Annotated in this window: 22 protein-coding genes and 2 pseudogenes; 7 read left to right on the top strand and 17 right to left on the bottom strand. The window is 73.6% G+C overall.

Annotated features, from left to right (window positions below):
- Positions 1 to 2: 2 nt before the first annotated feature.
- Positions 3 to 1217, bottom strand: a complete 1215-nt coding sequence (locus tag EF879_RS25025) for an RNA ligase RtcB family protein (RefSeq protein ID WP_370375557.1) — start codon at positions 1215 to 1217, stop codon at positions 3 to 5.
- A 296-nt stretch (positions 1218 to 1513) separates the two neighbouring features.
- Between EF879_RS25025 and EF879_RS25030 the strand changes: the two genes are divergently transcribed.
- The 3 genes and pseudogenes from EF879_RS25030 (at position 1514) to EF879_RS25035 (ending at position 3350) form a co-directional block, all read left to right on the top strand.
- The gene (locus EF879_RS25030) at positions 1514 to 2590 is read left to right on the top strand and encodes an NAD-dependent epimerase/dehydratase family protein (RefSeq protein WP_233604739.1); all 1077 of its coding nucleotides are present in this window, start codon (positions 1514 to 1516) and stop codon (positions 2588 to 2590) included.
- Between the two features lie 73 nt (positions 2591 to 2663).
- Positions 2664 to 2858, top strand: a pseudogene (locus EF879_RS28545) (PQQ-binding-like beta-propeller repeat protein); the annotation flags it as partial.
- Between the two features lie 6 nt (positions 2859 to 2864).
- Complete coding sequence (locus EF879_RS25035; RefSeq protein WP_370375560.1) at positions 2865 to 3350, top strand: cellulose binding domain-containing protein; 486 nt, start codon at positions 2865 to 2867, stop codon at positions 3348 to 3350.
- Positions 3351 to 3533: 183 nt separating this feature from the next.
- Here EF879_RS25035 and EF879_RS25040 read toward each other — a convergent pair whose 3' ends face one another.
- Together EF879_RS25040 and EF879_RS27055 are read right to left on the bottom strand one after the other, a co-directional pair.
- Positions 3534 to 5081: a polysaccharide lyase family 1 protein gene (locus EF879_RS25040; protein WP_123562799.1), complete on the bottom strand. Its 1548-nt coding sequence runs from the start codon at positions 5079 to 5081 to the stop codon at positions 3534 to 3536.
- 579 nt (positions 5082 to 5660) lie between these two features.
- Positions 5661 to 6407, bottom strand: coding sequence for a hypothetical protein (locus EF879_RS27055; protein WP_148086550.1), 747 nt, complete (start codon positions 6405 to 6407; stop codon positions 5661 to 5663).
- A 1076-nt stretch (positions 6408 to 7483) separates the two neighbouring features.
- Between EF879_RS27055 and EF879_RS25055 the strand changes: the two genes are divergently transcribed.
- Positions 7484 to 7987, top strand: coding sequence for a hypothetical protein (locus EF879_RS25055; protein WP_123562805.1), 504 nt, complete (start codon positions 7484 to 7486; stop codon positions 7985 to 7987).
- Positions 7988 to 8072: 85 nt separating this feature from the next.
- On the opposite strand, the pseudogene EF879_RS25060 reads toward EF879_RS25055, so the two are convergent.
- The 5 genes and pseudogenes from EF879_RS25060 to EF879_RS25080 all read right to left on the bottom strand — a co-directional run.
- Positions 8073 to 8459: pseudogene (locus EF879_RS25060) on the bottom strand (VOC family protein); the annotation flags it as partial.
- A 174-nt stretch (positions 8460 to 8633) separates the two neighbouring features.
- Positions 8634 to 9479, bottom strand: a complete 846-nt coding sequence (gene hisG, locus EF879_RS25065) for an ATP phosphoribosyltransferase (RefSeq protein ID WP_123562809.1) — start codon at positions 9477 to 9479, stop codon at positions 8634 to 8636.
- Positions 9480 to 9586: 107 nt separating this feature from the next.
- Positions 9587 to 9850 carry a phosphoribosyl-ATP diphosphatase gene (locus EF879_RS25070; RefSeq protein WP_101366712.1) on the bottom strand — a complete coding sequence of 88 codons (264 nt, stop codon included), beginning with the start codon at positions 9848 to 9850 and terminating at the stop codon, positions 9587 to 9589.
- Positions 9851 to 9957: 107 nt separating this feature from the next.
- Complete coding sequence (locus tag EF879_RS25075; RefSeq protein ID WP_123562811.1) at positions 9958 to 11232, bottom strand: GerMN domain-containing protein; 1275 nt, start codon at positions 11230 to 11232, stop codon at positions 9958 to 9960.
- On the bottom strand, positions 11229 to 11750 hold the full coding sequence (locus tag EF879_RS25080; protein WP_123562894.1) for a SigE family RNA polymerase sigma factor: 522 nt from the start codon (positions 11748 to 11750) through the stop codon (positions 11229 to 11231). Before EF879_RS25080 ends, EF879_RS25075 begins: the two co-directional genes overlap by 4 nt.
- A 274-nt stretch (positions 11751 to 12024) precedes the next feature.
- On the opposite strand from EF879_RS25080, the gene EF879_RS25085 reads away from it, so the two are divergent.
- Genes EF879_RS25085 through EF879_RS25095 form a run of 3 tightly spaced genes read left to right on the top strand, consistent with a single transcriptional unit; the run spans position 12025 to position 14470 of the window.
- A complete protein-coding gene (locus tag EF879_RS25085) occupies positions 12025 to 12882 on the top strand; it encodes an ABC transporter substrate-binding protein (RefSeq protein ID WP_123562896.1) in 858 nt (285 codons plus the stop codon).
- Positions 12879 to 13724: an amino acid ABC transporter permease gene (locus EF879_RS25090; RefSeq protein ID WP_123562813.1), complete on the top strand. Its 846-nt coding sequence runs from the start codon at positions 12879 to 12881 to the stop codon at positions 13722 to 13724. The genes EF879_RS25085 and EF879_RS25090 overlap by 4 nt, the downstream gene beginning before the upstream one ends.
- The gene (locus EF879_RS25095) at positions 13721 to 14470 is read left to right on the top strand and encodes an amino acid ABC transporter ATP-binding protein (RefSeq protein ID WP_123562815.1); all 750 of its coding nucleotides are present in this window, start codon (positions 13721 to 13723) and stop codon (positions 14468 to 14470) included. Before EF879_RS25090 ends, EF879_RS25095 begins: the two co-directional genes overlap by 4 nt.
- 70 nt (positions 14471 to 14540) lie before the next feature.
- Here the strand turns inward: EF879_RS25095 and ribH are convergent, their stop codons facing one another.
- The 9 genes from ribH to fmt form a co-directional block, all read right to left on the bottom strand.
- Positions 14541 to 15020, bottom strand: a complete 480-nt coding sequence (ribH, locus tag EF879_RS25100) for a 6,7-dimethyl-8-ribityllumazine synthase (RefSeq protein ID WP_123562816.1) — start codon at positions 15018 to 15020, stop codon at positions 14541 to 14543.
- A gap of 87 nt (positions 15021 to 15107) precedes the next feature.
- On the bottom strand, positions 15108 to 16424 hold the full coding sequence (locus tag EF879_RS25105; protein ID WP_123562818.1) for a bifunctional 3,4-dihydroxy-2-butanone-4-phosphate synthase/GTP cyclohydrolase II: 1317 nt from the start codon (positions 16422 to 16424) through the stop codon (positions 15108 to 15110).
- Positions 16421 to 17050, bottom strand: coding sequence for a riboflavin synthase (locus EF879_RS25110; protein ID WP_123562821.1), 630 nt, complete (start codon positions 17048 to 17050; stop codon positions 16421 to 16423). Before EF879_RS25110 ends, EF879_RS25105 begins: the two co-directional genes overlap by 4 nt.
- Before the next feature lie 4 nt (positions 17051 to 17054).
- Entirely contained in the window at positions 17055 to 18116 is a 1062-nt protein-coding gene (ribD, locus tag EF879_RS25115) for a bifunctional diaminohydroxyphosphoribosylaminopyrimidine deaminase/5-amino-6-(5-phosphoribosylamino)uracil reductase RibD (protein WP_123562823.1), read from the bottom strand.
- Between the two features lie 529 nt (positions 18117 to 18645).
- Positions 18646 to 19608, bottom strand: a complete 963-nt coding sequence (locus EF879_RS25120) for a response regulator (protein WP_123562824.1) — start codon at positions 19606 to 19608, stop codon at positions 18646 to 18648.
- Positions 19605 to 20285, bottom strand: coding sequence for a ribulose-phosphate 3-epimerase (rpe, locus tag EF879_RS25125; RefSeq protein WP_123562826.1), 681 nt, complete (start codon positions 20283 to 20285; stop codon positions 19605 to 19607). Before rpe ends, EF879_RS25120 begins: the two co-directional genes overlap by 4 nt.
- 98 nt (positions 20286 to 20383) lie before the next feature.
- Positions 20384 to 22504, bottom strand: coding sequence for a xanthine dehydrogenase family protein molybdopterin-binding subunit (locus EF879_RS25130; RefSeq protein ID WP_123562828.1), 2121 nt, complete (start codon positions 22502 to 22504; stop codon positions 20384 to 20386).
- 177 nt (positions 22505 to 22681) lie between these two features.
- Entirely contained in the window at positions 22682 to 24280 is a 1599-nt protein-coding gene (locus EF879_RS25135; RefSeq protein ID WP_370375558.1) for an RsmB/NOP family class I SAM-dependent RNA methyltransferase, read from the bottom strand.
- Positions 24277 to 25203 carry a methionyl-tRNA formyltransferase gene (fmt, locus tag EF879_RS25140; protein WP_123562830.1) on the bottom strand — a complete coding sequence of 309 codons (927 nt, stop codon included), beginning with the start codon at positions 25201 to 25203 and terminating at the stop codon, positions 24277 to 24279. The genes EF879_RS25135 and fmt overlap by 4 nt, the downstream gene beginning before the upstream one ends.
- Positions 25204 to 25207: the final 4 nt, after the last annotated feature.

Genomic DNA, 25207 nt, shown 5'->3' on the forward strand with positions numbered 1-25207 from the left:
GCTCACGACCGCCCCCGGCTCCGGCGGCGTGCCGGAGCCTCCCGCCGGCCGGTACCGCCGGAGCCGGCCCCGGCGCGCTCGGCCGTCTTGTAGGTGACGAGCGGGACCGTCGAGGCGACCGGGGTGGCCAGACCGTGGTCGGTGAGGTCGGCGATCACCTGTTCGATCCGCTTGTACGCCATGGGCGCCTCCTCGAACAGCAGCTGGCGCTCGCCGCACACCACGATCGAGCCGAGCGGCGTCCGCCGCAGCTCCTCGACCGTGTGCTTGGCCCGGCCCCGGCGCAGGGCGTCGGCGCGGGACATCTTGCGGCCGGCACCGTGGGCGACCGAGAAGTTGGCCTCCGGCCCGGCGTGGGCGGCCACCAGGTAGGAACACGTCCCCCGGGTTCCGGCGACGAGGACGTCACCGCCATCCCCGGGTGCCGCACCCTTGCGGTGCAGGTACCTCCCGTCGCGGATCTCGACCAGGTTGTGGCACCGGTCAACGACCGGCTCGGTGGGCTCGGCCCCGAGCGCGTGTAGCACCCGGGCGGCGATCAGCCGCCGGTTGAGCGAACCCCAGCGCACGGCGGCGTCGTGTCTGGCCAGGTACGCCGCGGGGTCGGCGGCCGGGCCGGCGCCGTACCGGTCGGTGTGCTCCCGCAGGATGCGTTCGCCCAGGCCCCGGGAGCCGCTGTGCACGATGAGAACGACGTCCCGGGCGGCGAGTCCGAGCCGGGCCGCGTGGCCGGGGTCGAGGACGCTCTGGATCCTCGCCAGCTCCACGAAGTGGTTGCCCCGGCCCACCGTCCCCAGCCCGTCGGTGTGGCCGGCGGGGATGTCGCCGTCCACCACGGCCCAGGCCGGGTCGTCGGCGTCCCGCTCGGGGTCCAGGGCCCGGTCGAGGTCCGGGAACCGGGCGGCGAGCTGCTCGGGTACGACGCGTTTGAGCGCGACCGGAAACACGGCGATACCACAGCCGATGTCGGACCCCACGAGGTGCGGGTACAGCACGGTCGACGCCATGGCGGCGCCGATGGGCGCCCCCTTGCCGGGGTGCAGGTCCGGCATGGCGGCGACGTGGATCATCCCGTCGAGGGCCGCCACCTGGTGGCACTGCGCGACGGCGTCGGACTCGATCCAGCTACGGGCGGAGGCAAAGATGGTGACGGTGGCCGATCCGGTGGTGGGGACGGCCCGGGGCAGGAACGCCTGCCCAGAGTGTTGCTGCGACAACGACGCTCTTTCCGGTAGAGGGGTGGGGACGGACGGGTGCCACGGCTCACCCGGACGCGGATCGGCGCTGCCGGGGCCTCGGCTGGACTGGGATGTCGTCCGTCAGAACGTCATGGCCCCACCCTGGCCGCACCCGGGCCGGCACGGCAAGTGGTTTTCGGGCGGCGTACGCCGGGCCGAGGCGGCCGGACGCCGGTCCCGGTCGGTTTGTCGGGCGGCTTTGTGGGAACGGCCACCGCCATGGACGCGCGGAGGACGACGCGGGGTCGACGCGACCGGCACGACGGGGCGGACCGGTGACCGCGGTGGGCGGGACCGGCTCGGGTCTGCGGGTCGTGGTGGTCGGCGCGACCGGCAACGTCGGGACGAGCCTGGTCGAGGCGCTGAGTGGTGATCCGGCGGTCGGCACGATCGTCGGGGTCGCCCGGCGACGGCCGCGCTGGCGGGTGCCGAAGACCGAGTGGATCGAGGCCGACATCGTGGAGTCGGACCTCGCGGAGATCTTCGACGGGGCCGACGTCGTGGTCCACCTCGCCTGGCTCTTCCAACCGACCCACCAGCCGCTCACCACGTGGCGGGTGAACGTCGTCGGCGGCCGGCGGGTCTTCGCGGCGGTCGCCCGCGCCGGAGTACGGGCGTTCGTCTACGCCTCCAGCGTCGGGGCGTACTCGCCGGGGCCGAAGGACCGGCCGGTGGACGAGGGTTGGCCGACGGACGGCTGGCCGGTCGCCGGCTACACCCGGGAGAAGGCGTACCTGGAGCGGGCCCTCGACGCCTTCGAACAGCAGCAGCCGCACGTCCGGGTGGTCCGGTTCCGCCCCGGGTTCATCTTCAAGCGGGAGGCCGCCAGCCAGCAGCGACGGCTCTTCGCCGGTCCGCTGCTGCCCGGGCGGCTGGTCCGACCGGGAATCGTGCCGGTCGTACCGGACCTCCCCGGTCTGCGGTTCCAGGCGCTGCACGCGGCGGACGCCGCGGAGGCGTACCGGTTGGCGGTGGTACGGGACGTCCGCGGCGCCTTCAACCTCGCCGCGGAGCCGGTCGTCGACGCCCGCCTGCTCGCCGACTGCCTGCGGGCCCGAACGGTACGGCTGCCCGCCGGTCCGGTCCGCGCCGTCCTGGCCGCCGCCTGGCACCTGCACCTGGTGCCCGCCGCCCCGCACCTGCTCGACGCGGTGTTCCGGATACCGGTGATGGACACCTCGCGGGCCGAGCGGGAGTTGGGCTGGTCGCCCCGGCACAGCGCCCGCGAGGCGATCGAGGAGTTTCTGGACGGCCTCCGGGCGACCGCCGGTCTGCCGACCGCCCCGCTGGCGTCCCGGCCCGGCGGCGGGCGACTGGCGGAGGTCGCGACCGGCGTCGGCGAGCGACCCTGATCCGCCCGACCCGGGCCGACCGCACGGATCCGACACCCGCGTCGCACCCCGCTCTTTCGGCGCCCTCAACGCCGCGACCGGAGAGATCATCTGGCAGGTGCCCGAACCGCACGGCGGCCAGGCGGTGGGTCCGGCCACCACGGCCAACGGCGTGGTCTACTACGGCGCACTGAACGGCTACATGTACGCGTTCGACGCCGCCACCGGCGAGCTGCTCTGGGAGTACCAGGGCGTCGGGGCCTCGAACGCGGGACCGGCCATCGTCGACGGGCGGCTGTACTGGGGCAACGGCTACGAACGCCTCGGGCCGACCAGCACGACGTTCTACGCCTTCGGTCTCCCCGGCGCCCCGACCACGCCGCCCACCACGCCCCCGACGACCCCACCCACGACCACCCCTCCGACGACCCCACCCGCGACGACACCGCCCACGACACCGCCGACCAGTTCTCCGGCCCGTGCCTGCGACGCGACGTACCGGGTGGTGAGCGAGTGGCCCGGCGGCTTCCAGGGTGAGGTGGTGGTACGGGCCGGGCCCACACCGATCAACGGCTGGACCGTCCGGTGGACCTTCCCGGCCGGCCAGCGGATCAGCCAGCTCTGGAACGGCACGCTCACCACCACCGGCGCTGACGTGACGGTCCGGAACGCGCCCTACAACGGCTCGCTGCCCGCGAACGGCACCACGACCTTCGGGTTCCTCGCCAGCTGGACGGGCAGCAACACACCGCCGGCCGCGACCAGTTGCACCAGTCCCTGACGGACGGGGTCCCCGCCGACGACGAGGCCCGCGTGGCGCGCTCCCTCGCGCCCGCGGGCCTCGTCCGGCCGACCGGTCGAGCGGGCGAGGTCGGCGGAGCCGAATCCCGGACGACGTCCGCCGGTTGGCCGGGGGTGGCCGCGCTGTCGACGGGTTACGCCCGCACCGCGGCGGATCCTCCCGCTATCCGGCGTAGGTTTCGAACTCGGCGACCCGCGGGGTGCCGGTCGCGCTGCCGATCCTGAAGGTGATCTTCCTGAGCGAGACCGGGGCGAAGGTGATGGTGCCCGCCCCGCTACCGGAGGTCAGGACCGCACCCGTGTCGTGGTTGATGACCTGCCACGAGCCGATGTTTCCTACCGCCCCGGCCGCCTCCCGGATGACGATCCGGGACACCGTGGTCGCGGAACCCCACTTGATCGAGATGTCCCCGGTCGAGCCGACCGGCGACCAGTAGGTGCTCAGGTCGCCGTCCCGGACGTTGCCATAGCTCGTTCCGCTGGCCTTGCTGGAGCCGTCGGCCCCGGCCCCGATGCTGAGGTTGGTTCCACCGGGCTGGGTCGGCCCCGGGGTGGGGGTCGTCGGCCCTGTCGTGGGCCGGGTCGGGGTCGCCGTCGGCGTCTGCGGCGCGCAGTTGCCGTCCGACACCCGCAGCCCGGTGTTGGCGCCGGCCGTCTGGCGGACGACCTCCGGCACGCAACCGGCCCCGTCGAGCCGGTAGGAGTACGGGATGCCGACGCTGGTGTTGGACCGCGGGTTGGGGCCGGCGGGGTTGTTCTCGCTGCCGGGGCTGGACCAGGTCACGTTGTCGAAGATGTTGCCGTTGACCTCCCAGTAGCCGGCCTCGTCGGTGTAGAAGGTGCCCAGGACGTCCTTGGAGTTTCGGAAGTAGTTGTTCTCCACCTTGGCGCGGGCCCCGGCCCGGGAGTTGATTCCGGACTCGTGGAGGCTCACGTAGTGGTTGTTGTAGATGTGGGCGATGCCGCCGCGCAGGAGAGGCGTACGGGAGTCGATGTTCTCGTACAGGTTGTGGTGGAACGTGATGTAGCCGTTCGAGAGGTCGCTCTCGCTGGACCCGACCAGCCCACCGCGACCCGAGTTTCGCAGGATGCTGTAGGACAGCGTCACGTACTGGGTGTTGTTCTTCAGGTCGAACAGGCCGTCGAACCCCTCCGACTCACCACCCGAGGCCTCCAGCGTGACGTGGTCGACCCAGACGTTCCGGACGTTGCTCTCCATGCCGATGGCGTCACCGCCGTTCGAGGTGGGCGAGCCCGACTTCTTGACGTTCCGGACGGTCACGTTCTGGATGATGATGTTGCTGGCGTCGCGGATGTGGATGCCCAACTGGTCGAAGACGGCCCCGCTGCCGACCCCGATGATCGTGACGTTGCTGATCTCCTTGAGTTCGATCTTGTCGGCGGCGGTGTTGCAGCTCGCGCCCGACACCTTGGTGGTGTTGCCGTGGTTGATGGTCCCCTCGACCTCGATGATGATCGGGGTACTGCTGCTGGGCCGGTTGCACAGGGCCGCGTGGATCGCGGTTCCCGTGGTGGCCCGCACCGTCTGCCCGCCCGCACCGCCGGTGGTCCCACCGTTGAGGGTCGCGTAGCCGGTGGCGCTACCGGACGCTGCGGACGCCCGGGACGTCGGCAGCACCGCACCGGCCGCGACCGCCACGGCCGCGGTAACCAGCGCCGCCGGGAGTCCCCACGCGATTGGTCGTCTCATCCTCGCCTCACCTTCGTCTGCGCATGTCGTCGCGGTTGTGGTCGTCCCGCGGTCCGGCGCGCCGCCGGCCTGTCCCGGCGGGACCGGTCGCCGCTCGGCTCGGGAGCGCCGGCCGGGCGGAATCGGGTCGGCGGGGGTGCCACCGCCCGTGCCCGTCCCACGTCGGCCGTACGGTCAGTGCACCGTGACCGCGTTCCGCCCCGCTCCACCGGCCGTGCTGCCGGGCGAGGCCCGACGAGGCCGGTGGGAGTGGCCGGACACCGGGGCGAGCGAAGCGACGAGAAGCCGCGACGCGGGAACGGCGGCGGGCCGCCCGACGGCTCGTCACGGCGGACACCCTTCGTTCCGCGGCGCCTCGACATCCCGGGTGTGAACGCCCGCCCACGCCGGATCGGGAGCGGTCCCGGGCGGGGTCGCCGCGGGCACCAGTGATGATCACCTCCGCCGGACGACGGAGGGGAAAGCGCTTTCCACTGCGAGAATAGGAAGGCGCCTATGGATATGGCAAGGATCCGGTCCGGATTGCGGTAGAACGCCCGGCCGTTCGCGGCCGGAGCGGTGACCGCCCCGGCCGCGAACTCAGCAGGAGGAGGGTCGGTAGGCCGTACCCGACTTGGTGAGCGTGCCGCCGCCCTCGAGTTGCACGGTCACGCTCCAGGTCACCGACGCCTGGGTCAGCTCGGGGTTGTCCCCCAGGTCGGGCGGCAGTTCGCCGGAGAACGACGTACCCCCGCCGGAGAGCCGGTAGGTCCCGGTGCCGCCGACGTTCCGGTCGTAGCCGTGGGTTCCGGTCGCGGACCTGCCCCGTCCGTTGTGGACGGTCACGGCGACGTGGATCGTCCACCCGTGACCCGCGCGCCAGCCCGTGCAGTGGCTGCCGCTGGTCGAAACCGACAGGGAGGGCTTGGGCGACGCGGTGGTGCGCCGGGGTGCCGAGGCGGGCTTCGTGGTCCGCGGTGCCGACTGCGGCCGTCGCGGCGCGCCCGCGTCGCCGGGCGGATTCGGCTTGGTACGGCTCGGCGTCGTCCTTCCGGGCGTCGTCGGTGCCGCCGAGGGGGTGGCCGGCAGCGGCGCGACCGACGGCGCCGGCAGCGGGGCGAGCGACGGCGCCGGCACCATCGCCTGCACCGGCTGGTCGGGTCGCCCGGGGTCGTCCTCCACCATCCAGGGCACGGCGACCCCGACCGCGGCGATGAGAACCAGCACCGCCGCGACCGGCAACCAGCGGGACCGGATGCCGGGAGGCGACGACGTGGACGACGAGGCCGCCTCCGCGCCGGGGTGTGCGGGCGGCTTCGCGTCGGCGTCGTCCCGGGGACCGCGCACGACCCGGACGGGTCGGAGCGCGGACGAAAGCGAACGGAGCAGGGCGCGCCCACCGGCCGCGACGCCGGCGGCGGGGGCCGCGGACCCCGACGCCGAGGTGGAGGTGGACGTCGACGCCGAGGCGGACGCCGGATCGGAGGCGGAGGTGGCCGCAGACGTTGGCGCCGAGGAGGGCGCCGGCGCCGCTCGCTCGCCGCCCGAGGCCGGGGAGGTCGTGACGGACGTCGCGGCCGGCGCGGTAACGGGATTCGTCTCCCCGGCCTTCCGGGTCGGTACCGCCGGGGACCCACCAGGCTTCGGCTCGACACCGACCTCGGCGGCTGGCGCCGGGGCACCGGCCGATGATCCGGGGGCAGCCGCAGCGCCGGTGTCCGGGGGCGTCTGCGCGTCGGCCGAGTCAGCAACGGCCGGGGCCGCGACGGTCCCGGTCTCGCCGTCGGCAGCGGCGTCGGGCGGGGTCGTCAGCTCCTCGGACGGGGCCAGCCGGGCGCCACATCCCGGGTTGAGACAGTACGCGCTGCCGCTGTCGTCCTCGGTGCCGCACGCGCCACAGGTCATCGCCACGGCGTCTCCCTCTGGTCTGGACCGGCTCTATGTCGTGATCGTACTCACGTCCGACTCGCCGATCCCGTACGCCGGACGCAGACCTGTCGCACCCGACGCGGCCGTCGCCTCGCCATGGTCGGCGGGCGTCCGTCACGACGTATCAACGAGCCCTCTGCCGTGCTCATCGTGACATGGAGCACTGTGCAGCGCCTACCCCGCACCTCTCGACCGGCCGCTGGCTCGGCCCGACGCGGTCTGACACCCACCACTTCGCCATGCCCTCCACCCGCTGTCGGGCGATCCGGTGCTACGCCCCCGGAATGACCCGCGGCGGGCGACAACACACACGAGACCGGACCCCGGGGTGCGGGCAGTGGCGGTCGCCACGACCGGGACGGACGCACGCCGGTTTCCCGGTGCCGGGCGCGCGCCGCACCACGGGTCCGAGACGGACCCCGCAGGACGGTGGCTCCACCCTGGTCTGAGGGGTCGGTTACCAGCGAGGACGCGGCAGGTCTCACACTGGGGCCGTGACGAACCCCTCTCCACCGCGGTGGGACGGCGCCGACGAGACGACGTACCGGGAGCTGCCGCCCACCCTTCCGCTGAACCTGCCGGCGCCGGTCTCGGCCGAGCCCGAGGTGGTCCGCACGTACCCGGCTGGTCCCTACCCGCCCGCCGGGCCGTACCCGCCCGCCGGCCCGTACCCGCCCGCCGGCCCGTACCCGGTGCCGGTCCCGGTCGGGGTCGACGTACCGCAGAAGTCCACTGTCGCCGCGGTGCTGCTGGAACTGATCCTCGGGCTGTTCGGCATCTTCGGCGTCGGCAACCTCTACGCCGGCCGGATCGCCGCCGGGCTCACGCTGATGCTGTCGTTCTGGGTCCTGTTCTGGATCAACCTGGCGCTGGTGTTCCTGGCCGTCGGCCTGGTGACGCTGCCCCTCACCTGGCTCGCCTACCTGGTCACGGGACCACTGCTCGCCGCGACGGGCGTCGACCGGTACAACCGGCGGGCGCGCGCCGGGCTCTCCTGACCGCCCCGGTCCACGCCCGGGAGGCGGCGACCCGGCGCGGCGCAGGTGATGGTCCGGTACGGCCCGTGGTGGGTCGAGTCAGGCGGGGTCCGAGCAGGTCCCAACGGTTGCCGGCGATGTCACGGAAGACCACGACCCGCCCGTAGGGCTCGGTCCGCGGCGCGCTCACGAACTCGACCCCGAACTCGCGCATCCGCCGGTACGCGGCGTCGAAGTCGTCCACCCGCAGGAAGAAGCCGACCCGGTCGGCGACCTGGCGACCGACGCTGGCCGCCTGCCGTTCGCCGTCAGCCCGGGCCAGCAGGATGCCGGTCTGGGCGCCGGGCGGCCGAAGGACGACCCATCGTTTCGGGCGGCCGTCGTTGGTCACCGAGGGCGAGTCCTCCACCAGCTCGAAGCCGAGCGCGCGGGTGAAGAACTCGATCGCCGGGTCGTACTCGTCGACGACGATGGTCACCAGCTCGATGCGCACCCCGGCAGGGTACGCCGACCCGGTCGTCTCTTTGCGGAGATGACGAGCCGGGACGCCGACCTCGACGATAGGGAACCGAGGGATACGCCGTCCCGGCCGCCACCTCGGTAGCGTCGCCGGGCCGTCCGGTGTCACACCCCGGGCGGCCCGAACGGCGGCAGGCTGCCGTCGGGGTCAGAGCCGGCAGGCGTGGATGTCGGTGACCAGGATGGCGCGGGCTCCGACGTCGTACAGCTCGTCCATGATCCGGTGTACGTCGCGCCGCAGCACCATCGCCTGCACCGCGACCCAGCCCTCCCGGTGCAGCGGGGAGATGGTCGGCGACTCGATGCCCGGGGTCAGCGCGGTCGCCTTCTCCAGCAGGTCCGCCCGTACGTCGTAGGCGAGCATCACGTAACGGCGGGCGACCAGCACTCCCTGTAGGCGCCGCACGAGCTGGTCGACCTGGACGTTGCCCGGCGCGCCGGTACGCCGGATCAGCAGCGCGGACGAGCACAGGATCGGTTCGCCGACGATCGCCAGGCCGGCCTGCCGCAGCGTGGCCCCGGTGGAGACGACGTCGGCGACCACGTCGGCGACGCCGAGGCGTACCGCGTTCTCGACCGCGCCGTCGAGCCGGATCACGGTCGCGGAGATCCCGTGTTCGGCCAGGTACCGCTCGACGACGCCCGGGTACGCGGTGGCGATCCGCCGTCCGGCGATCTCGTCCACCGTCGCCACCGTGTCGGGCCGGGCGGCGAACCGGAACGTCGCCGCCCCGAAGTCGAGGTCGAGGACCTCCTCGGCCGGGCTGCCCGAGTCGACCAGCAGGTCCCGGCCGGTGATGCCGAGATCAAGGTCACCGGAGCCGACGTAGGTGGCGATGTCCCGGGGACGGAGGTAGAAGAACTCGACGTCGTTGGCCTCGTCTCGGCAGAGCAGATCACGGTCGTCGCCGCGCTGGCGGTAGCCCGCCTCGCGCAGCATCTGGGCGGCCGGCCCGGAGAGGGTGCCCTTGTTGGGAATGGCGATACGCAGCATGCTGAGTGCTCCTCGCGGTCAGTGGCAGGACTGTCGGCCAAACGGTTTCGGCCACGGTCGGCGAATCAACCTGACGCCCGCGTCGCGGACGGGACACGGCGGGGCACTCACAGATGTCGGTAGACGTCCTTGAGCTCCAGGCCGGTGGCGAGCATCAGCACCTGCGCCTGGTAGAGCAGCTGGGAGATCTCCTCGGCGGCCCGTTCCGGCCCCTCGTGCTCGGCGGCCATCCACGCCTCGGCCGCCTCCTCGACGACCTTCTTGCCGATCGCGTGCACGCCACGCTCCAGCGCGGCCACCGTCGCCGAACCGGGGGTACCGGCCGCGGCCTTGGCCTGAAGCTCGGCGAACAGCTCCTCGAACGTCTTCACGACATCGGATTGTCGCAAGCCACCGGCCCGGTCCCGGGCGCCGGGTCCGGACGCCGCCCACCAGGTGGACCGCGGGCCAACTCGGCGCCGTCCGTACGTCGCGGGGATCACCGCACCGTCACGAGGTGGTCGTCGAGGTGCCGCTCGCCGCCGTCGGCCGGCGAGATCGCGTACGCCGTCAGCGTGTACCGCCCGGGCGGCAGGGTGACGGTCAGCCGTCGCTCCCCCTGGGCCGGCCCGGCGACCGACAGCGTGACCACCTGGTCCCGCACCGTACGGCCGCCCTGCGCGATCCGGAGCCGGGCGGTCGCCTCGGGCAGGATCCCCGCCACGTGGACCTCGAAGGTGCCCGACACGGTATCCCCGTGCTGCGGCGAGACGAGCCAGACCGGGGCGAGCACCTCCGCCGCCGGCGCCCGGCGGAGCACTCCGGAGACCTCCACCCGGTCCCAGAGCCGGTCGGCCGGGGCACCGTCGAGCCGGAGTCGGACCCCGGAGACGCCGGGGACGGCGGTGACGGTCCAGACCAGCTGCTGAACGGCGAGCCGTGCCCCGACCTCGTCGACGTCGTGGCGGGTCACCCCGCCGAGGTCGATGGTGGCGATGCCCCGGCTGACGCTCACCCCGCGCAGCTCGGTCCCGACCGGCCAGGAGCTGCGGTAGTCGGGATCCATCCCCGTCGGGCCGTCGAGCATGTTCCGTACCGCCGCGGTGATCCGGTCCGCGGCGGACCCGTCATGCAGCCAGAGCCGATGGAACTCGCGGTAGAGCCGGGGTCGTCCAACCGGGCCGCCGAGGTAGTAGACGGCGAGGTCGGCCCGGCGGTCCGGGGCACCGGTGCCGCCGGGCCGGGTGGGGGCCACGACCGAGGGTGCCGGAGCGGGCACCACCCGCGGCCCGGCGGAGTCGGACGGGCTCACCGCCGGCGAGGGCAGCGCGTCGGCGGCGGGCGGACCCACCTCGGACGGCGCGGGCGGGCCACCGGCTACCCCGACCGCCACGGCGGCCACGGTCAGCACGGCGACCGTCACCAGGCCGGCGGCCGCCGGCGACCAGCCGCACCAGCGCCCGGCCAGCGGCACACGCCGGCGCCTGGTGGCTCTCGTGCCACCGCGGATGCGACGCCGGATCTCCGGCAGTGCGTCCGGCCGGGGTTCGATCCGCTCGGCGTACGCCGCGAGCACCCGCCGCAGCACGTCCTCGTCCGTCGGCGGTGGTGTCTCCCCGCCCGGCCGCCGACCGCCGGCGTGCCCTCCCCCGACCGCGCCGGCCGGAGCGCCGGCCGTCGGGTCGCCGCCCCGCGGAGCGTTCACCGTGCGATCACCGCCCCTCGGAGGGTTCATCGTGGCGTCGCCGACCGGCGGGTTCCACTCGTCGCTCATCGCTGCGCCTCCAGGCTCTGCTTCAGCGCGGCCAGGCCGCGGAAGGTATGGCTCTTGACCGCGCCCCGGCTGACCCCCATCAGCGCGGCGGTCTCGGCCTCGGAGAGCTCCGCGTAGTACCGCAGCACGACCGCCTCCCGTTGCCGGGTCGGCAGCGCCCGCAGCGCGGTGATCACCGCGTCCTGCCGGAGCAGGTCGAGCGCGCCGATCTCCGCGCTCGGTACGTCGGCTCGCGGCCGGGCCGTCGCGAGATGCGCCTCGACCACCCGGCGGTGCCGCAACGCCGACCGGCACCGGTTGACCACGCTGGTCCGCAGGTAGCAGAGCGCCTTGTCGGCGTCGCGCAGCCGCGCCCAGCGGCCGTGCAGGGCGACGTAGCCGTCCTGCACGATCTCCTCGGCGGCGCCCTGGTCGTGCAGCAGCAGCGTGGCGAGCCGCACCAGCGGTCGGTAGTGGGCGACGAAGAGGTGGGTGACCGCCTCGTCCGCCGCCCACTCCCGCGGTTCCGGATACGTCATGGTCCTCCCGCCGGGCGGGTCGGAGACCAGGTGCGTCGTCACGCAGTGGTGACGCGCCACCCCCGGCTCCGGTTTACCGGCCGCCGCCTCCGATCCGCGTACCGGTCGGCGTCCGTCGTCTCCGGTGTACCGCCGTCGACGGTCGGACACCACTCGACCGGCTGATACCCGACCAATCCCCACCGTCCCGACGGATCGCCGCAGGCCGACGAAAATCCCTATCCACACGACGGAAATCTATGGCCGACGTCGACGGGTGCCTATGCTGTCGACCATGGTTCGTCGATCGACGTCGGTCGCGCTCGCGACCGCCACCGTTCTGCTCGCGGCCCTGGCCGGCTGCGCGCCCGTCCAACAGCCCGCCCCGACGCCGGTGCAGGACAACGCCTGCACCAAGGACAAGCTGAAGACCAAGACACCCGGGAAACTGACCGTCGCCACCGACGAGCCCGCGTACGAACCATGGTTCAGCGACAACCTGCCGGCCAGCGGCAAGGGCTTCGAGTCGGCGGTCGCGTACGAGGTGGCGGAGCAGCTCGGGTTCGCCCGGATCGACGTGCAGTGGATCCGGGTGCGGTTCGAGAACGCCATCGCGCCGGGGCCGAAGGAGTTCGACTTCGACATCAACCAGTTCTCGATCACGCAGGAGCGCCAGCGGGTGGTCGACTTCTCCGCGCCGTACTACCTCGTGCGGCAGGCCGTCGTCGCCGGGAAGGACTCGAAGATCGCCGGCAAGACCACGCTCGCCGCCCTGAAGGACGCCAAGCTCGGCGCACAGGTGGGCACCACGAGCTACCAGGCGATCACCGACATCATCCAGCCCACGGTCAAGCCGCAGGTCTACAACAGCAACGACGACGCCAAGAAGGCCCTGCAGAACGGCCAGCTCGACGGACTGGTGGTGGACCTGCCCACCGCCTTCTCCATCACCAGCGAGCTCACGGACACGACGGTCGTCGGTCAGCTCCCCCAGGTCGGGCTGCCGGAGGCGTTCGGCCTCGTCCTGGACAAGGACTCGCCGCTGACCGGCTGCGTCAGCATGGCCGTCGACGCCCTGCGGGAGAACGGCACCCTCGCCGAACTGGAGAAGACCTGGCTCGCCGAGGTGGCCGGCGCCACCGAGCTCACGTGAGGCCGACTCACCACCACCCCTCCCCGGTCGCGCGTCAGCGGGCCGCCTACCGACGACGGCAGACGGTCCGCTCGGTGCTGGTCGCCGCCGCCTCGACCGGTGTCCTCGGCACCCTGCTGGTGATCGCGGTGACCGGCGCGCCCGGCTGGCACCGCGTCCGGCAGTCCTTTCTCGACGCCGGCATCGCCCGCGCCGCGCTGCCGGAGGTGGCCGCGGGGCTCTGGCTCAACGTCCGGCTGCTGGTCTTCTGCGCCCTGGGCGCGCTCGCCGTCGGGCTGGCGGTGTCGCTGCTGCGGACCCTACGCGGGCCGGTGTTCTTCCCGGTCCGGGCCCTGGCCACCGGCTACACGTACACGTTCCGGGGCCTGCCGCTGATCATCGTCCTGTACGTCTTCACCCTCGGCGTGCCCGGCCTGCGGCTCCAGGGCACGCCTCCGGTGCTGGTGCTCGGCGGGCTCGCCCTGGTCCTCGTCTACGGCGGCTACCTCGCCGAGGTCTTCCGGGCCGGCATCGAGTCGGTCCACCCCAGCCAGCTCGCCGCCGCCCGGTCGCTGGGGCTGACCTACCGGCAGACCATGCGGTACGTCGTCCTGCCGCAGGCGATCCGCCGGGTCGCCCCGCCGCTGCTCAACGACGTCGTCGCGCTCCAGAAGGACGTCGGGCTGGTCTCGCTGGCCGGGCCGATCGACGCGGTACGCGCGGCCCAGATCGCCACCGCCGAGACCTTCAACTACACGCCGTACATCGTCGCCGGGGTGCTCTTCGTGCTGCTCGCCATTCCGTTGATCGCGGTCACCGACTGGGTGACGCTGCGCGCCGCCCGCCGGCAGGCCGCCCGATGACCCCGCCGGTGTTGCGCTGCCGCGCGCTGCGCAAGGCATACGGCGGACAGGTCGTCCTCGACAATCTCGACCTCGACGTCGCCGAGCACGAGGTGGTGGCGCTGATCGGCGCCTCCGGCTCCGGCAAGTCGACACTGCTGCGCTGCGTCAACCTGCTGGAGGACCTCGACGACGGCACCATCCACCTCGACGGTGACCACATCACCGACCCGCGGGTCGATCCCGATCTGGTACGCCGCCGGATGGGCATCGTCTTCCAGGCGTACAACCTCTTCCCGCACCTGCGGGTGCTGGACAACATCACCCTCGCCCCGATACGCGTGCATCGGCGGCCCCGTGCCGAGGCCGAGGCGCAGGCCCGGGACCTGCTGGCGCGGGTGGGGCTGGCGGAGAAGGCCGAGGACTACCCGGACCGGCTCTCCGGTGGACAGCAGCAACGGGTGGCGATCGTCCGGGCGCTGGTCAACTCGCCCCGGCTGCTCCTGCTCGACGAGGTGACCTCGGCCCTCGACCCGGAGCTGGTCGGCGAGGTCCTGACGATGATCCGGGACCTGAAGGCGGAGGGGATGACCATGGTCCTCGCCACCCACGAGATGGGCTTCGCCCGCGAGGTCGCCGACCGGGTCTGCTTCCTGGACGGCGGACGGGTCCTGGAGGAGGGGCCGCCGGAGCGGGTGCTGGGTGAGCCGACCGAGCCGCGAACCCGGCAGTTCCTGCGCCGCATCGTCGAGGCCGGCCGGCTCTAGGCTTCGTCCGGGACCGGTTTCCCGGCGCCGGGTGGGGGCCCCGGGCGCGGACCCGGGCGCGGCCCGGCCGCTACGGCCGGGCGCCGATGTCCCGGATCGCCACCGCGGCCTCCAGCGCCGCGACGGTGGCGGCCCAGCCCTTGTCCTCGGCGGAGCCCGGCAGCCCGGCCCGGTCCCGGGCCTGCTCCAGGGTGTTCACCGTGAGGACGCCGTGCCCGACCGGCGTGGAGGTGTCCAGCGCCACCCGGGTCAGCCCCTCGGTCACCGACTGGCAGACGTAGTCGAAGTGCGCGGTCGCACCCCGAACCACCACGCCGAGCGCCACCACCGCGTCGCAGCGGCGGGCCAACGCCTGGGCCACCACCGGCAGCTCCACCGAGCCGGCGACCCGGGCCACCAGGACGTCGTCCACCCCGCACGCCTTCGCCGCGGTCACCGCGCGATCGAGCATGTGGTCGGTGAGTTCGCCGTGCCAGCGCGCCGCCACCACCCCAACCGTGAGCCCTGACGCGTCCACCGGGGACGCGTCCGGCTCTCCGAAACCCGCCATCGTCAGCCCTCCCTCTCCGTCACGTCGGTGAATCCGGCCGGCCCGCGCAGCCGGCGCCCTGCCCCGCCACCTCACCCGCGGGCCGGGTCAGCTCGCGACCTGGCGGGCAAGCTCCTCGGCCGCCGGCAGCGCCCCGGCCGGCCCGTCCGGTCCCTCGGCCGTTCCGTCCGGGTGCTCCACGGCGACCGGACCGTCCAGCCCGTCCAGGAGATGTCCCATCCGGTCCCGCTTGGTCCGCAGGTAGCGGACGTTCTCCGGCGTGGCCCGGACCGGCATGGGCTCCCGGCCGACCACGGTCAGCCCGTGGCTCTCCAGGCCGGCCTGCTTTGCCGGGTTGTTGGTGAGCAGCCGAATCGACCGGACGCCGAGGTCGTGGAGGATCTGGGCGCCGCTGCCGTAGTCGCGGGCGTCCGCCGGGAGCCCGAGGTCGAGGTTCGCGTCCACGGTGTCCCGGCCCAGATCCTGCAACTGGTACGCCCGCAGCTTGTGCAGCAGCCCGATCCCCCGGCCCTCGTGCCCGCGCAGGTAGAGGACGGCCCCCCGCCCCTCGGCGGCGATCCGGGCCAGGGCGGCGTCGAGCTGGGGACCGCAGTCGCACCGCAGCGAGCCGAAGACGTCGCCGGTGAGGCACTCGGAGTGCACCCGGACCAGCACATCCCGTCCGTCGCCGAGGTCGCCGCAGACCAGCGCGACATGCTCGGCCGAGTCGTACTCGGCGCGGTATCCGATGGCGCGGAACACGCCGTACCTGGTTGGCAGCCGCGCCTCCGCGACCCGCTCGACCTGCTGCTCGGTCCGGCGCCGGTACGCGATCAGGTCCGCGATGGTGATCAGCGTCAGCCCGTGGTCGGCGGCGAACCTCTCCAGGTCCGGCCGGCGCATCATGGTGCCGTCGTCGTTGACCAGCTCGCAGAGCACCCCGACCGGGCGGAGCCCCGCGAGCCGGGCGAGGTCGACGGCGGCCTCGGTGTGCCCGGCCCGACGCAGCACCCCACCCGGCTTCGCCCGCAGCGGTACGACGTGCCCCGGACGGGCCAGGTCGGACGGCACCGTGGCCGGGTCGGCGAGGAGCCGGATCGTCCGGGTCCGATCCGCGGCCGAGATGCCGGTGCTCACCCCCTCGCGGGCGTCCACCGTCACCGTGTACGCCGTCCCGCGTCGGTCCTGGTTGGTGTGGTACATCGGCGGGAGTTCGAGCCGGTCCGCCTCCTCCTCGGTGAGGGGAACGCAGATGTAGCCCGAGGTGTGCCGGACCATGAAGGCGACGAGTTCGGGGGTGGCCCGTTCGGCGGCGAAGATCAGGTCGCCCTCGTTCTCCCGGTCGGCGTCGTCGACGACGATGACCGGCCGGCCCGCCGCGATGTCGACCAGCGCCTGTCCGATACCGCCGCTGTCGGTCGTCATGCCACGACCTCCAGTCCCTCGGCCGGCAGTCGCCCACCGGTCGCGAGCAGTCGTTCCACGTACTTGGCGAGCACGTCGACCTCCAGGTTCACCGGCGCGCCGACACCCTTGCGGCCGAGCGTGGTCGCCGCCAGCGTGGTCGGGATCAGCCCGACCGTGAACGTCTGGGCTCCGAGCCCGGCGACGGTCAACGAGACCCCGTCGACGGTGACCGAGCCCTTCTCGACGACGTACCGGGCGAGTCCGGCGGGAAGGGAGAAGGTCACCGTCTCCCACCGTTCGGCCGGCTCCCGCCGGACGATCTCGGCGACCCCGTCGACGTGTCCCTGCACCAGGTGCCCACCGAGCCGACTGCCCAGGGTGGCGGCCCGCTCCAGGTTGACCGGGTCGCCGGGACGGAGCGCGCCGAGCGCGGTCCGCCGGAGGGTCTCCCCCATCACGTCGGCGGTGAAGACGTCGCCGTCGACGTCGACCACGGTCAGACAGACCCCGTTGACCGCGATCGAGTCACCGTGCCGGGCATCCGAGGCGACGAGAGGACCACGGACCGTGATCAGGGCCGAGTCGCCGCCCGTCTCGACCCGCTGCACCAGCTCGCCCAGCTCCTCCACGATTCCGGTGAACATTCGCTCAGCCCTCCGTCTTCCGGGGAAACGCGGTGACCCGCAGATCGGGGCCGACCGGCGTGATGTCGGTGAACTCCAGGTCGACGACCTCGGAGATGGTCCGGATGCCGGCATCGGCCAGCGCCGCCGGGCCCGCGCCGAGCAGCTTCGGCGCCAGGTAGCCGACGACCTTGTCGATCAGGCCGGCGGCGAGGAAGGCGCCGGCCAGGGTGGGTCCGCCCTCCAGCAGCGCCGCGCGTACCCCGCGCTGGTAGAGCGCGGCCAGCAGCGCGACGAGGTCGACCCGGCCGTCCGGACCGGCGCCGACCTCGGCGGCGGTCGCCACCCAGGTGGGGGCGGCGGCGTCGCGGACCCGGGCGTCGGACGGGGTACGTCCGGCGCTGTCCACCACGACCCGCAGCGGCTGCCGGATCGCGAGGGTGCCGTCGCGCAGGTTCCGGACGGTCAGCCGGGGGTCGTCGGCGAGCACCGTGCCGACCCCGGCGATCACCGCGTCGACGGTGCCCCGCAGCGCGTGGACGTCGATCCGGGACGCCTCGGACGTGATCCACATGCTGGTGCCGTCGGCGGCCGCGATCCGCCCGTCCAGGGTCGCCGCGTACTTCCAGATCAGGTACGGCCGGCCGCGCCGCACGGCGGTCAGCCAGGCAAGATTGCCAGCCTCCGCCTCGGCGGCCCGGACCCCGACCTCGACCTCGACACCGGCGTCCCGCAGCGTCTCGGCGCCGCCGGCGGCGACCGGGTTGGGATCGGTGACGGCAACCACGACCCGGCGGACGCCGGCCCGGATCAGCGCCTGGGTGCAGGGACCGGTCCGGCCGGTGTGGTTGCAGGGTTCCAGGGTGACCACGGCGGTGCCGCCCCGGGCGCGTTCACCGGCCTGGGCCAGCGCGACGATCTCGGCATGCGGACCGCCGGCGTACGCGTGGAAGCCCTCCCCGACGATCTCGCCCCGTGCGTCGAGCAGGACACAGCCGACCAGGGGATTCGGACTCGTCGTGCCCAGACCGCGGGCCGCCAGCGCGATCGCGCGGCGCATCGCCTCGTCGGTGGAGACACTCCCCATGCCGATCGTTCTCCCTCTCCCTCGCGCGCTCGGTCGCCAGGCGCGGGCGGGAGTGGGAGATACGGGCGTGCGGCGGCGGAGGAACGGGGACGGCAGCCGCCGGCCCCGGCGGACCACGACGGCACGGCCTGGCGATGCCGGCCGCCCCGGGTCCGTCCGTCCCGTGCGCTGAACTCCCATCCGGACTGTCTGAGCGTGGGCGCTACCCGCGCTCAACCGTCGGCCCCGGATTCTCACCGGGTCCACCGGGCGGCCTGTCGGCCGACCGGGTCGCGGGCTCACCGGGAGCTGTCGCCCCGGATCACCGCCGGTTCGGAATTACACCGAGTCCCGCCAGCGCGTGGTGGGTACGGGTTGAGTTTTACACGGATCCGGGGCGCGGTGGCCAGGGGGCGACCGACCTCACACCGGTGCGGTGGCGCCGACCCGGCCGCGCCAGGGCGGCGGTCCCCGCGGAGCCGCCCGGCACGGCGGCGGCAGAGGCGGCTCGCGCCCGCCCGTCGGGCGCACCGTGCCGGGTGACGGCCGATCACCTCCGGGTGCGCCGCCGGTCCATCGCCACGAACGACCCGGGCTGGCTCTTGGCCACCGTCTTCATCTCCGACGCCGCCGCGATCACCTCGAGCGGGTCGGTGAACCGGCGTTCCGGCACCGACAGCGAGACCCCGATGGAGAGGGTGACCAGGTGAGCCTTCTGGATGTTGCCCCGGCGGTCCTTCAGCTCGACGTAGCCACGCTTGGCGTCCTCCGGGTCGTACAGCTCGTCGGCGGTTTTCTCAAAGTCGATCACCGCCCGCTCGGTGAGGGGCCGGACCTGCTCCGGGGCGCAGACGATCACGAAGTCGTCGCCGCCGACATGCCCGAGGAAGGCCGGGGGCAGCCCGACCGACACGACCGCCCGATGCAGGCTCCGGGCCAGGGCGGTGATGAACTCGTCTCCCCGGACGAAACCGTAGCGGTCGTTGACACTCTTGAATCGGTCGATATCGATGTATCCGACCGCGTAGTCGACGCCACTGCGGACCCGGTCGGTGATCTCGCGACGGATCCGCGTGTTGCCCGGCAGGCCGGTCAGCGGAGAGACCTCGCGGAACTCCTTGTTGCGGCGCAGCGTCGAGCTGATCCGGGCGACGAGTTCGGCGGTGTCGAAGGGCTTGACCAGGTAGTCGTCCGCGCCGGCGGTGAGCCCGTGGACCTTGTCCACGGTCAGCCCCTTGGCGGTCAGCATGATCACCGGCAGCGCGGAGGTCATCGGATTGGCCCGGAGCCGACGCGTCAGCTCCAACCCGTCGATCCGAGGCATCCGCAGGTCGATCACGGCCAGGTCGGGGCGGCGCTGGTCGATCACCTCGAGCGCCTCCTGGCCGTCCCGGGCCTGCATGACCTCGAACCCGTGCAGCTCAAGGTTGAACGAGACGAACCGGACGATGTCCTCGTCGTCGTCCACGACCAGGATGACGTCGGGCCGGTCCTCGGCCCCGTCGACGCTCACGGCCGTGGCGCGGCGCGCTCGGCCAGCCGCCGCAGCTGCGTCACCGCCGCGGCGGGATCCGCCGCGCCGTAAACCGCCGTGCCGGCGACGAACGCGTCCGCGCCGGCCTCGGCCGCCTGTTCGATGGTCTCCGCCGCGATTCCTCCGTCGACCTCGATCCGCAGCTCGAGGTGCCCCGCATCGGCGTGCCGGCGAGCGGTGCGGACCTTGTCGAGCAGTTCGGGGATGAACCGCTGCCCCCCGAAACCCGCCTTGATGGTCATGATCAGCAATGTATCGAAGCTGGGCAACAGGTCAAGGTACGGTTCGATCGGAGTGTCCCGGTCGATCGCCAAGCCCGCCTTCGCCCCGGCCGACCGCAGGTCCTTCGCCAGCGCGACCGGGTCGTCGCACGCCTCGGCATGGAAGGTCACGTTGTACGCCCCGGCGTCGGCGTAGCTCGGCGCCCACCGTCGTGGGTCCTCGATCATCAGGTGGACGTCGAACGGCAGCGTCGTCGCGGCGAGCAGGCTCTGCACCACCGGCAACCCGATGGTGAGGTTCGGCACGAAGTGGTTGTCCATGACGTCGACGTGCAGCCAGTCCGCGACGGACTCGACCAGGCGGACCTCGTCGGCCAGCCGGGCGAAGTCGGCGGCGAGGATGCTGGGTGCGACGATCGGCGCGGGAACGCTCACGGCGCCAGTGTACGAACGCGCCCTCCCCCGGCGATCGTCGGATGAGTCCATCACCCAGGGGTATCGTCCCGTCACCGACGAACGGGGGTACGGCTGGGTCAGGCCGGGGAGACCGGCCCGGACGGCCCGTCGAGGAAGTGCTCCAGCGTCAGCGGGAGGTCGCGAACCCGCACCCCGGTCGCGTGGTACGCGGCGTTGGCGATCGCCGCCGCGGTGCCGACGATGCCGAGTTCGCCGATCCCCTTGGCGCCCATCGGGTTGACGTACGGGTCGTGTTCGGGGAGCAGGTGCACCTCGACCGAGCCGACGTCGGCGTTGGTGGCGATGTGGTACTCCGCGAGGTCGTGGTTGACCACGTGCCCGAAGCGGGGGTCGACCACCGCCCGCTCGTACAGCGCCATCGAGAGCCCCTGGGTCATCCCACCGAGCAGTTGGGACCGGCCGGTCTTCGGATTGATGATCCGTCCGGCGGCGAAGACCCCGAGCAACCGGGGCACCCGGATCTCGCCGGTGTCCTCGTGCACCCGGACCTCGGCGAACTGGGCCCCGAAGGCGTACATCGAGAAGCGCCGCATCTCCGGGTTGTCCGGCATCTCGGCGCTCGCCTCGATCCCGGCGGCCGGGACGGTGCCGCCGTACTCCTCGGCGAGGCGGGTCTTCAGCCGGCGGGCCGCCTCCACCACCGCGGAACCCCAGGCGTTCATCCCGGTCGAGCCGCCGGCCGCGACCGCCTCCGGCAGCGCGGTGTCCCCGATCCGCAGGGTGACCCGATCCATCGGCGCGTCCAGCGCGTCCGCGGCGATTTGGGCCAGCGCCGTCCAGGTGCCGGTGCCCATGTCCGCCGCTCCGATCAGGACCTCGTACCGGCCATCCGCGCCGAGCCGAATGGTGGCGGACGACCCCGGCAGCCGGTAGACCGGGTAGACCGAGGCGGCGACCCCGGTGCCGACGAGCCAGCCGGCGCGGCGGCGGGCCCGGGGCGTCGGGTCGCGTCCGGCCCAGCCGAACCGCCGGGCGCCCTCGCGGAGGCAGGCGACCAGGTTGCGGCTGGAGAACGGGCGGTCCTGCTCGGGGTCGAGTTCGGGCTCGTTGGCGATCCGGAACTCGACGGGATCCTGCCCGCAGGCGGTCGCCATCTCGTCCATCGCCGACTCCAACGCATACATCCCGGGCGTCTCACCCGGGGCCCGCATGATCGTCGGGGTCGAGACGTCCAGCCGGACCGTCCAGTGCCGGGTCCGCCGGTGCGGGGCCGCGTACATCACCCGGGTCGGGGTCGCGGTCTGCTCGGTGAACTCCTTGTCCCGGGCGGTCTGCTGCACCGCCACGTGGGTCACCGCGACGAGCCGGCCGTCGGGACCGGCGCCGAGCTGGATCCGCTGGATCGTCGGGGTGCGGTAGCCGACCTGGGAGAACATCTGCTGCCGGGTCAGGGCGAGCTTCACCGGACGGCCGGGGACCGCCATCGCGGCCAGCACCGCGAGACTGGTGTCGGCGTGCGCGTGCAGCTTCGAGCCGAAGGCGCCACCGACGTGCGGCGAGATGACCCGGATCCGCTCCGGGTCGATGCCGAACAGGGTGGCGATCGCGGTACGCAGCCGGTGCACCCCCTGGCTGCCGACGTGGAGGGTCAGCCGGCCGTCCTCCCAGAGCGCGACCGTCGAATGCGGCTCGATCGGATTGTGGTGATAGCGGGGGGTGGTGTAGACCGCCTCGTGGCGGATCGCCGCGCCGGCCAGGGCCCCGTCCGGGTCGCCGCGCTCGGTCTCCGGCGGGAACCCGCCGTTGGTAACCTCCGGCACGTAGCGGTCGGGATGGTCGAAGCGCAGCGCGACGTCGTGCGGCACCGACCGGTACTCGAACCGGACCAGGGCGGCGGCGTGCCGAGCGATCTCCGAGGTCTCGGCGATGACCGCCCCGACGAACTGCCCCCGGAACGTCACCCGGTCGGTCTGCAGAATCGCGATCTCGGGGTCGTCGGTGGAGGCGACCCGGGCCGCGTTCCGGTACGTCAGCACCGCCAGCACCCCGGGCAGCGCCACCGCGGCCCCGTCGTCGATGTCGACGATCCGTCCGGCCGCGATGGTGGACTGGATCGGGTAGAGGTACGCGGGATTCGTGACCGGCTGCTCGAAGGCGTACCGGGCGGTGCCGGTGACCTTCTCCGGGCCGTCGAGCCGGTCCAGCGGGGTGCCGATCGCCCGCGCCGGCAGAGTCATCCCATCCCCCCTCGATCCGGTCATTCCATCTCAAACTATCCGGATTGTCGCCGGGAGGGGTCGGTTCCCGCCGTTTCCGTGGCCGAACCGCCGGCCGGACGGGCAGGTCCCGGCCACCGGCCGGGACCGGCGACGGGTGCGTGCCCGGCGGCGGTGGAGTGCGTCCGGGTCCGGGTGTCAGCCCCGCCGGAGCAGGGCGAGGAACATCGCGTCGGTACCGTGCCGGTGCGGCCACAGCTGCACGGTCGGGCCGTCACCCAGGCCCGGCATGCCGGGCGGCAGCAGCGGTCGGGCGTCGACGACGTCAACGGGTATGCCGGAGCGTCGGGCCGCCTCGGTCACCGAGACGTGGGTCTCCACCACGTGCGGCGAGCAGGTGACGTAGCCGACCACCCCGCCGGGGCGGACCGCCCGGAGCGCGGCGCCGAGCAGCTCCCGCTGCAGTCGGGCCAGCGCCGGCAGATCGGAGGGCTGCCGGCGCCACCGGGACTCCGGCCGGCGCCGCAGCGCCCCCAGCCCGGTGCAGGGCGCGTCGACCAGGACCCGGTCGAAGGACCCCTCGGGCAGGTCGGGGTTGCGGCCGACGTCGCGCCCGTCGGTGGTCAGCACGGTGACCGGCAGTCCGCGGACCGCCTGGGCGACCAACCGGGCGCGATGCTCGGCCACCTCCACCGCGGTCAGCGTCGCACCGCGCTGGGCGGCCAGCGCGCCGAGCAGCCCGGCCTTGCCACCAGGGCCGGCGCAGAGGTCGAGCCAGCGGGTGTCGGTGCCGTCCAGCCGGGCGGCGGTCAGCGCGGCGGCGACGAGCTGGGACCCCTCGTCCTGGACGTGGGCCCGGCCCTCGGTCACCGGAGCCAGCTCGCCGGGAGCGCCGCCGGAGAGGTAGACCGCGTACGGCGAGAAGGCACCCGGGGTGCCGGCGACCTCGTCGGCCAGCTCGACGGGGTCGGCCAGCCCCGGACGGGCGCAGAGGTGCACGGGCGGACGCTGGTTGTCCTCGACCAACAGGCGGGCGGTCTCCGCCAGGTCCCCGCCGAGCGCCTCCGCGAAGGCCCGCACGATCCACTCCGGGTGGCTGTGGGTGAGCGCCAGGTGCCCGATCGGGTCGGTGTCGAACGCCGGCGCGAGCTCCGCCAGCCAGGCGTCCGCGTCCTTGGCGGCGACGCCGCGCAGCACGGCGTTGGCGAACCCGGCCGCTCCCGGACGCAGCGCGCGTACCAGGTCGACGGTCGAGGAGACCGCGGCGTGCGCCGGCACCCGGGTGTAGAGGAGTTGATAGGCGCCCAACCGCAGGGCGTCCCGGGGCTGCGGGTCGATCCGGTCGACGTCCCGGCCCGCGGCGGCGGCGAGGATCGCGTCGAGGGTACCGCGCAGCCGGAGGGTGCCGTAGGTCAACTCGGTGGCGAACGCCGCGTCCCGGCCCTGCAACCGTCGGTTCCGGAGAATGGCGGGAAGAACCAGGTTCGCGTACGCGTCGTTCCGGTGCACCGCCTCGACCGCGTCGTACGCCGCCAGCCGCGGCGGGTCCACCGTGGCTCGGGTGGCCCGGGGCGTGCGGCCGGCGTCCGCCGTTGTGCGCTCGGGGCGGTCACGACCCGCCCCACCCCGGGCACGACGACGCCGCTCGCCGACGGCCCGCGCCAAGCGGCTCCGGCCGGAACCCGTCCGGTCGCCCTCGGCGCCGGCGTGGTCGCGACCCGGCCGGTCGGGGTGGCCTCGGTCGCTCCGGTGGGGACCGCCCCGGTCGCCGGGGGCCCGGCCCCCGCCGTCGGTCACTCGAACCGCTCCCCGGCCGCTACCCGGACCCCCCGGGCCCAGTCCGGCGCCGGCATCGCCTTCTTGCCCGCCGCCCGGACCTCGCCGAGGACTACCGGGGTGGTCGCCGTTCCGACCAGCACCCGGCCCCGCTCGACCAGCAGCTCGCCCGGCTTCAGCGCGGGGCCCTCGGCGACCGGCCGAACCGGGCCGAGCTTGACGCGGGTACCGTGGAACTCGGTCCAGGCCCCCGGCGCCGGAGTGGCCGCGCGGATCCGCCGGTCCACCGCGAAGGCCGGCTCCGACCACCGCACCCGGCCGTCCTCGACCGTCAGCTTGGGCGCCAGTGACACGCCCTCGCTGGGCTGCGGTACGGCCCGGGCCGTGCCCTGCTCGATCGCGTCCAGGACGGCAACCAGGAGGCCCGCGCCGGCGGTGGCGAGACGCTCCAGCAGGTCGCCCGAGGTGTCGGTGGGGCGGATCTCCTCGGTCAGCGTGCCGAAGACCGGGCCGGTGTCGAGCCCCTCCTCCAGCTGGAAGACACTGGCGCCGGTGATGGTGTCGCCGTGCAGGACCGCGTGCTGCACGGGCGCGGCGCCCCGCCAGGCGGGCAGCAACGAGAAGTGCAGGTTGACCCAGCCGTGCGCGGGGATCTCCAGCGCCGCCGGCGGTACCAGCGCGCCGTAGGCGACCACCGGTACGCAGTCCGGGGCGAGGTCGCGCAGCCGGTCGAGGAACTCCGGCTCCCGGGGCCGGGCCGGGGTCAGCACCTCGATCCCCCGCTCGTCGGCCCAGGCCCCGACCGGGGAGCGGGTCAGCCCTCTCCCCCGGCCCGCGGGCGCGTCGGGCCGGGTCACCACGGCCAGCAGCTCGTGCGACGAGGCGGCGATCGCGTCCAGGGCGGGGAGGGCGACGGCCGGCGTGCCGGCGAAGATCAGGCGCACCGAA

It is taken from the genome of Micromonospora sp. HM5-17 (genome assembly GCF_003762835.1).
GTDB lineage: Bacteria > Actinomycetota > Actinomycetes > Mycobacteriales > Micromonosporaceae > Plantactinospora.

Bases quoted from the DNA above. Each gene is read 5' to 3' on its own strand.
- EF879_RS25040 (WP_123562799.1), bottom strand. From the start codon at position 5,081: ATGAGACGACCAATCGCGTGGGGACTCCCGGCGGCGCTGGTTACCGCG.
- hisG (WP_123562809.1), bottom strand. From the start codon at position 9,479: ATGCTGCGTATCGCCATTCCCAACAAGGGCACCCTCTCCGGGCCGGCC.
- EF879_RS25075 (WP_123562811.1), bottom strand. From the start codon at position 11,232: ATGAGCGACGAGTGGAACCCGCCGGTCGGCGACGCCACGATGAACCCT.
- EF879_RS25080 (WP_123562894.1), bottom strand. From the start codon at position 11,750: ATGACGTATCCGGAACCGCGGGAGTGGGCGGCGGACGAGGCGGTCACC.
- EF879_RS25085 (WP_123562896.1), top strand. From the start codon at position 12,025: ATGGTTCGTCGATCGACGTCGGTCGCGCTCGCGACCGCCACCGTTCTG.
- EF879_RS25095 (WP_123562815.1), top strand. From the start codon at position 13,721: ATGACCCCGCCGGTGTTGCGCTGCCGCGCGCTGCGCAAGGCATACGGC.
- ribH (WP_123562816.1), bottom strand. From the start codon at position 15,020: ATGGCGGGTTTCGGAGAGCCGGACGCGTCCCCGGTGGACGCGTCAGGG.
- EF879_RS25105 (WP_123562818.1), bottom strand. From the start codon at position 16,424: ATGACGACCGACAGCGGCGGTATCGGACAGGCGCTGGTCGACATCGCG.
- EF879_RS25110 (WP_123562821.1), bottom strand. From the start codon at position 17,050: ATGTTCACCGGAATCGTGGAGGAGCTGGGCGAGCTGGTGCAGCGGGTC.
- ribD (WP_123562823.1), bottom strand. From the start codon at position 18,116: ATGGGGAGTGTCTCCACCGACGAGGCGATGCGCCGCGCGATCGCGCTG.
- EF879_RS25130 (WP_123562828.1), bottom strand. From the start codon at position 22,504: ATGACTCTGCCGGCGCGGGCGATCGGCACCCCGCTGGACCGGCTCGAC.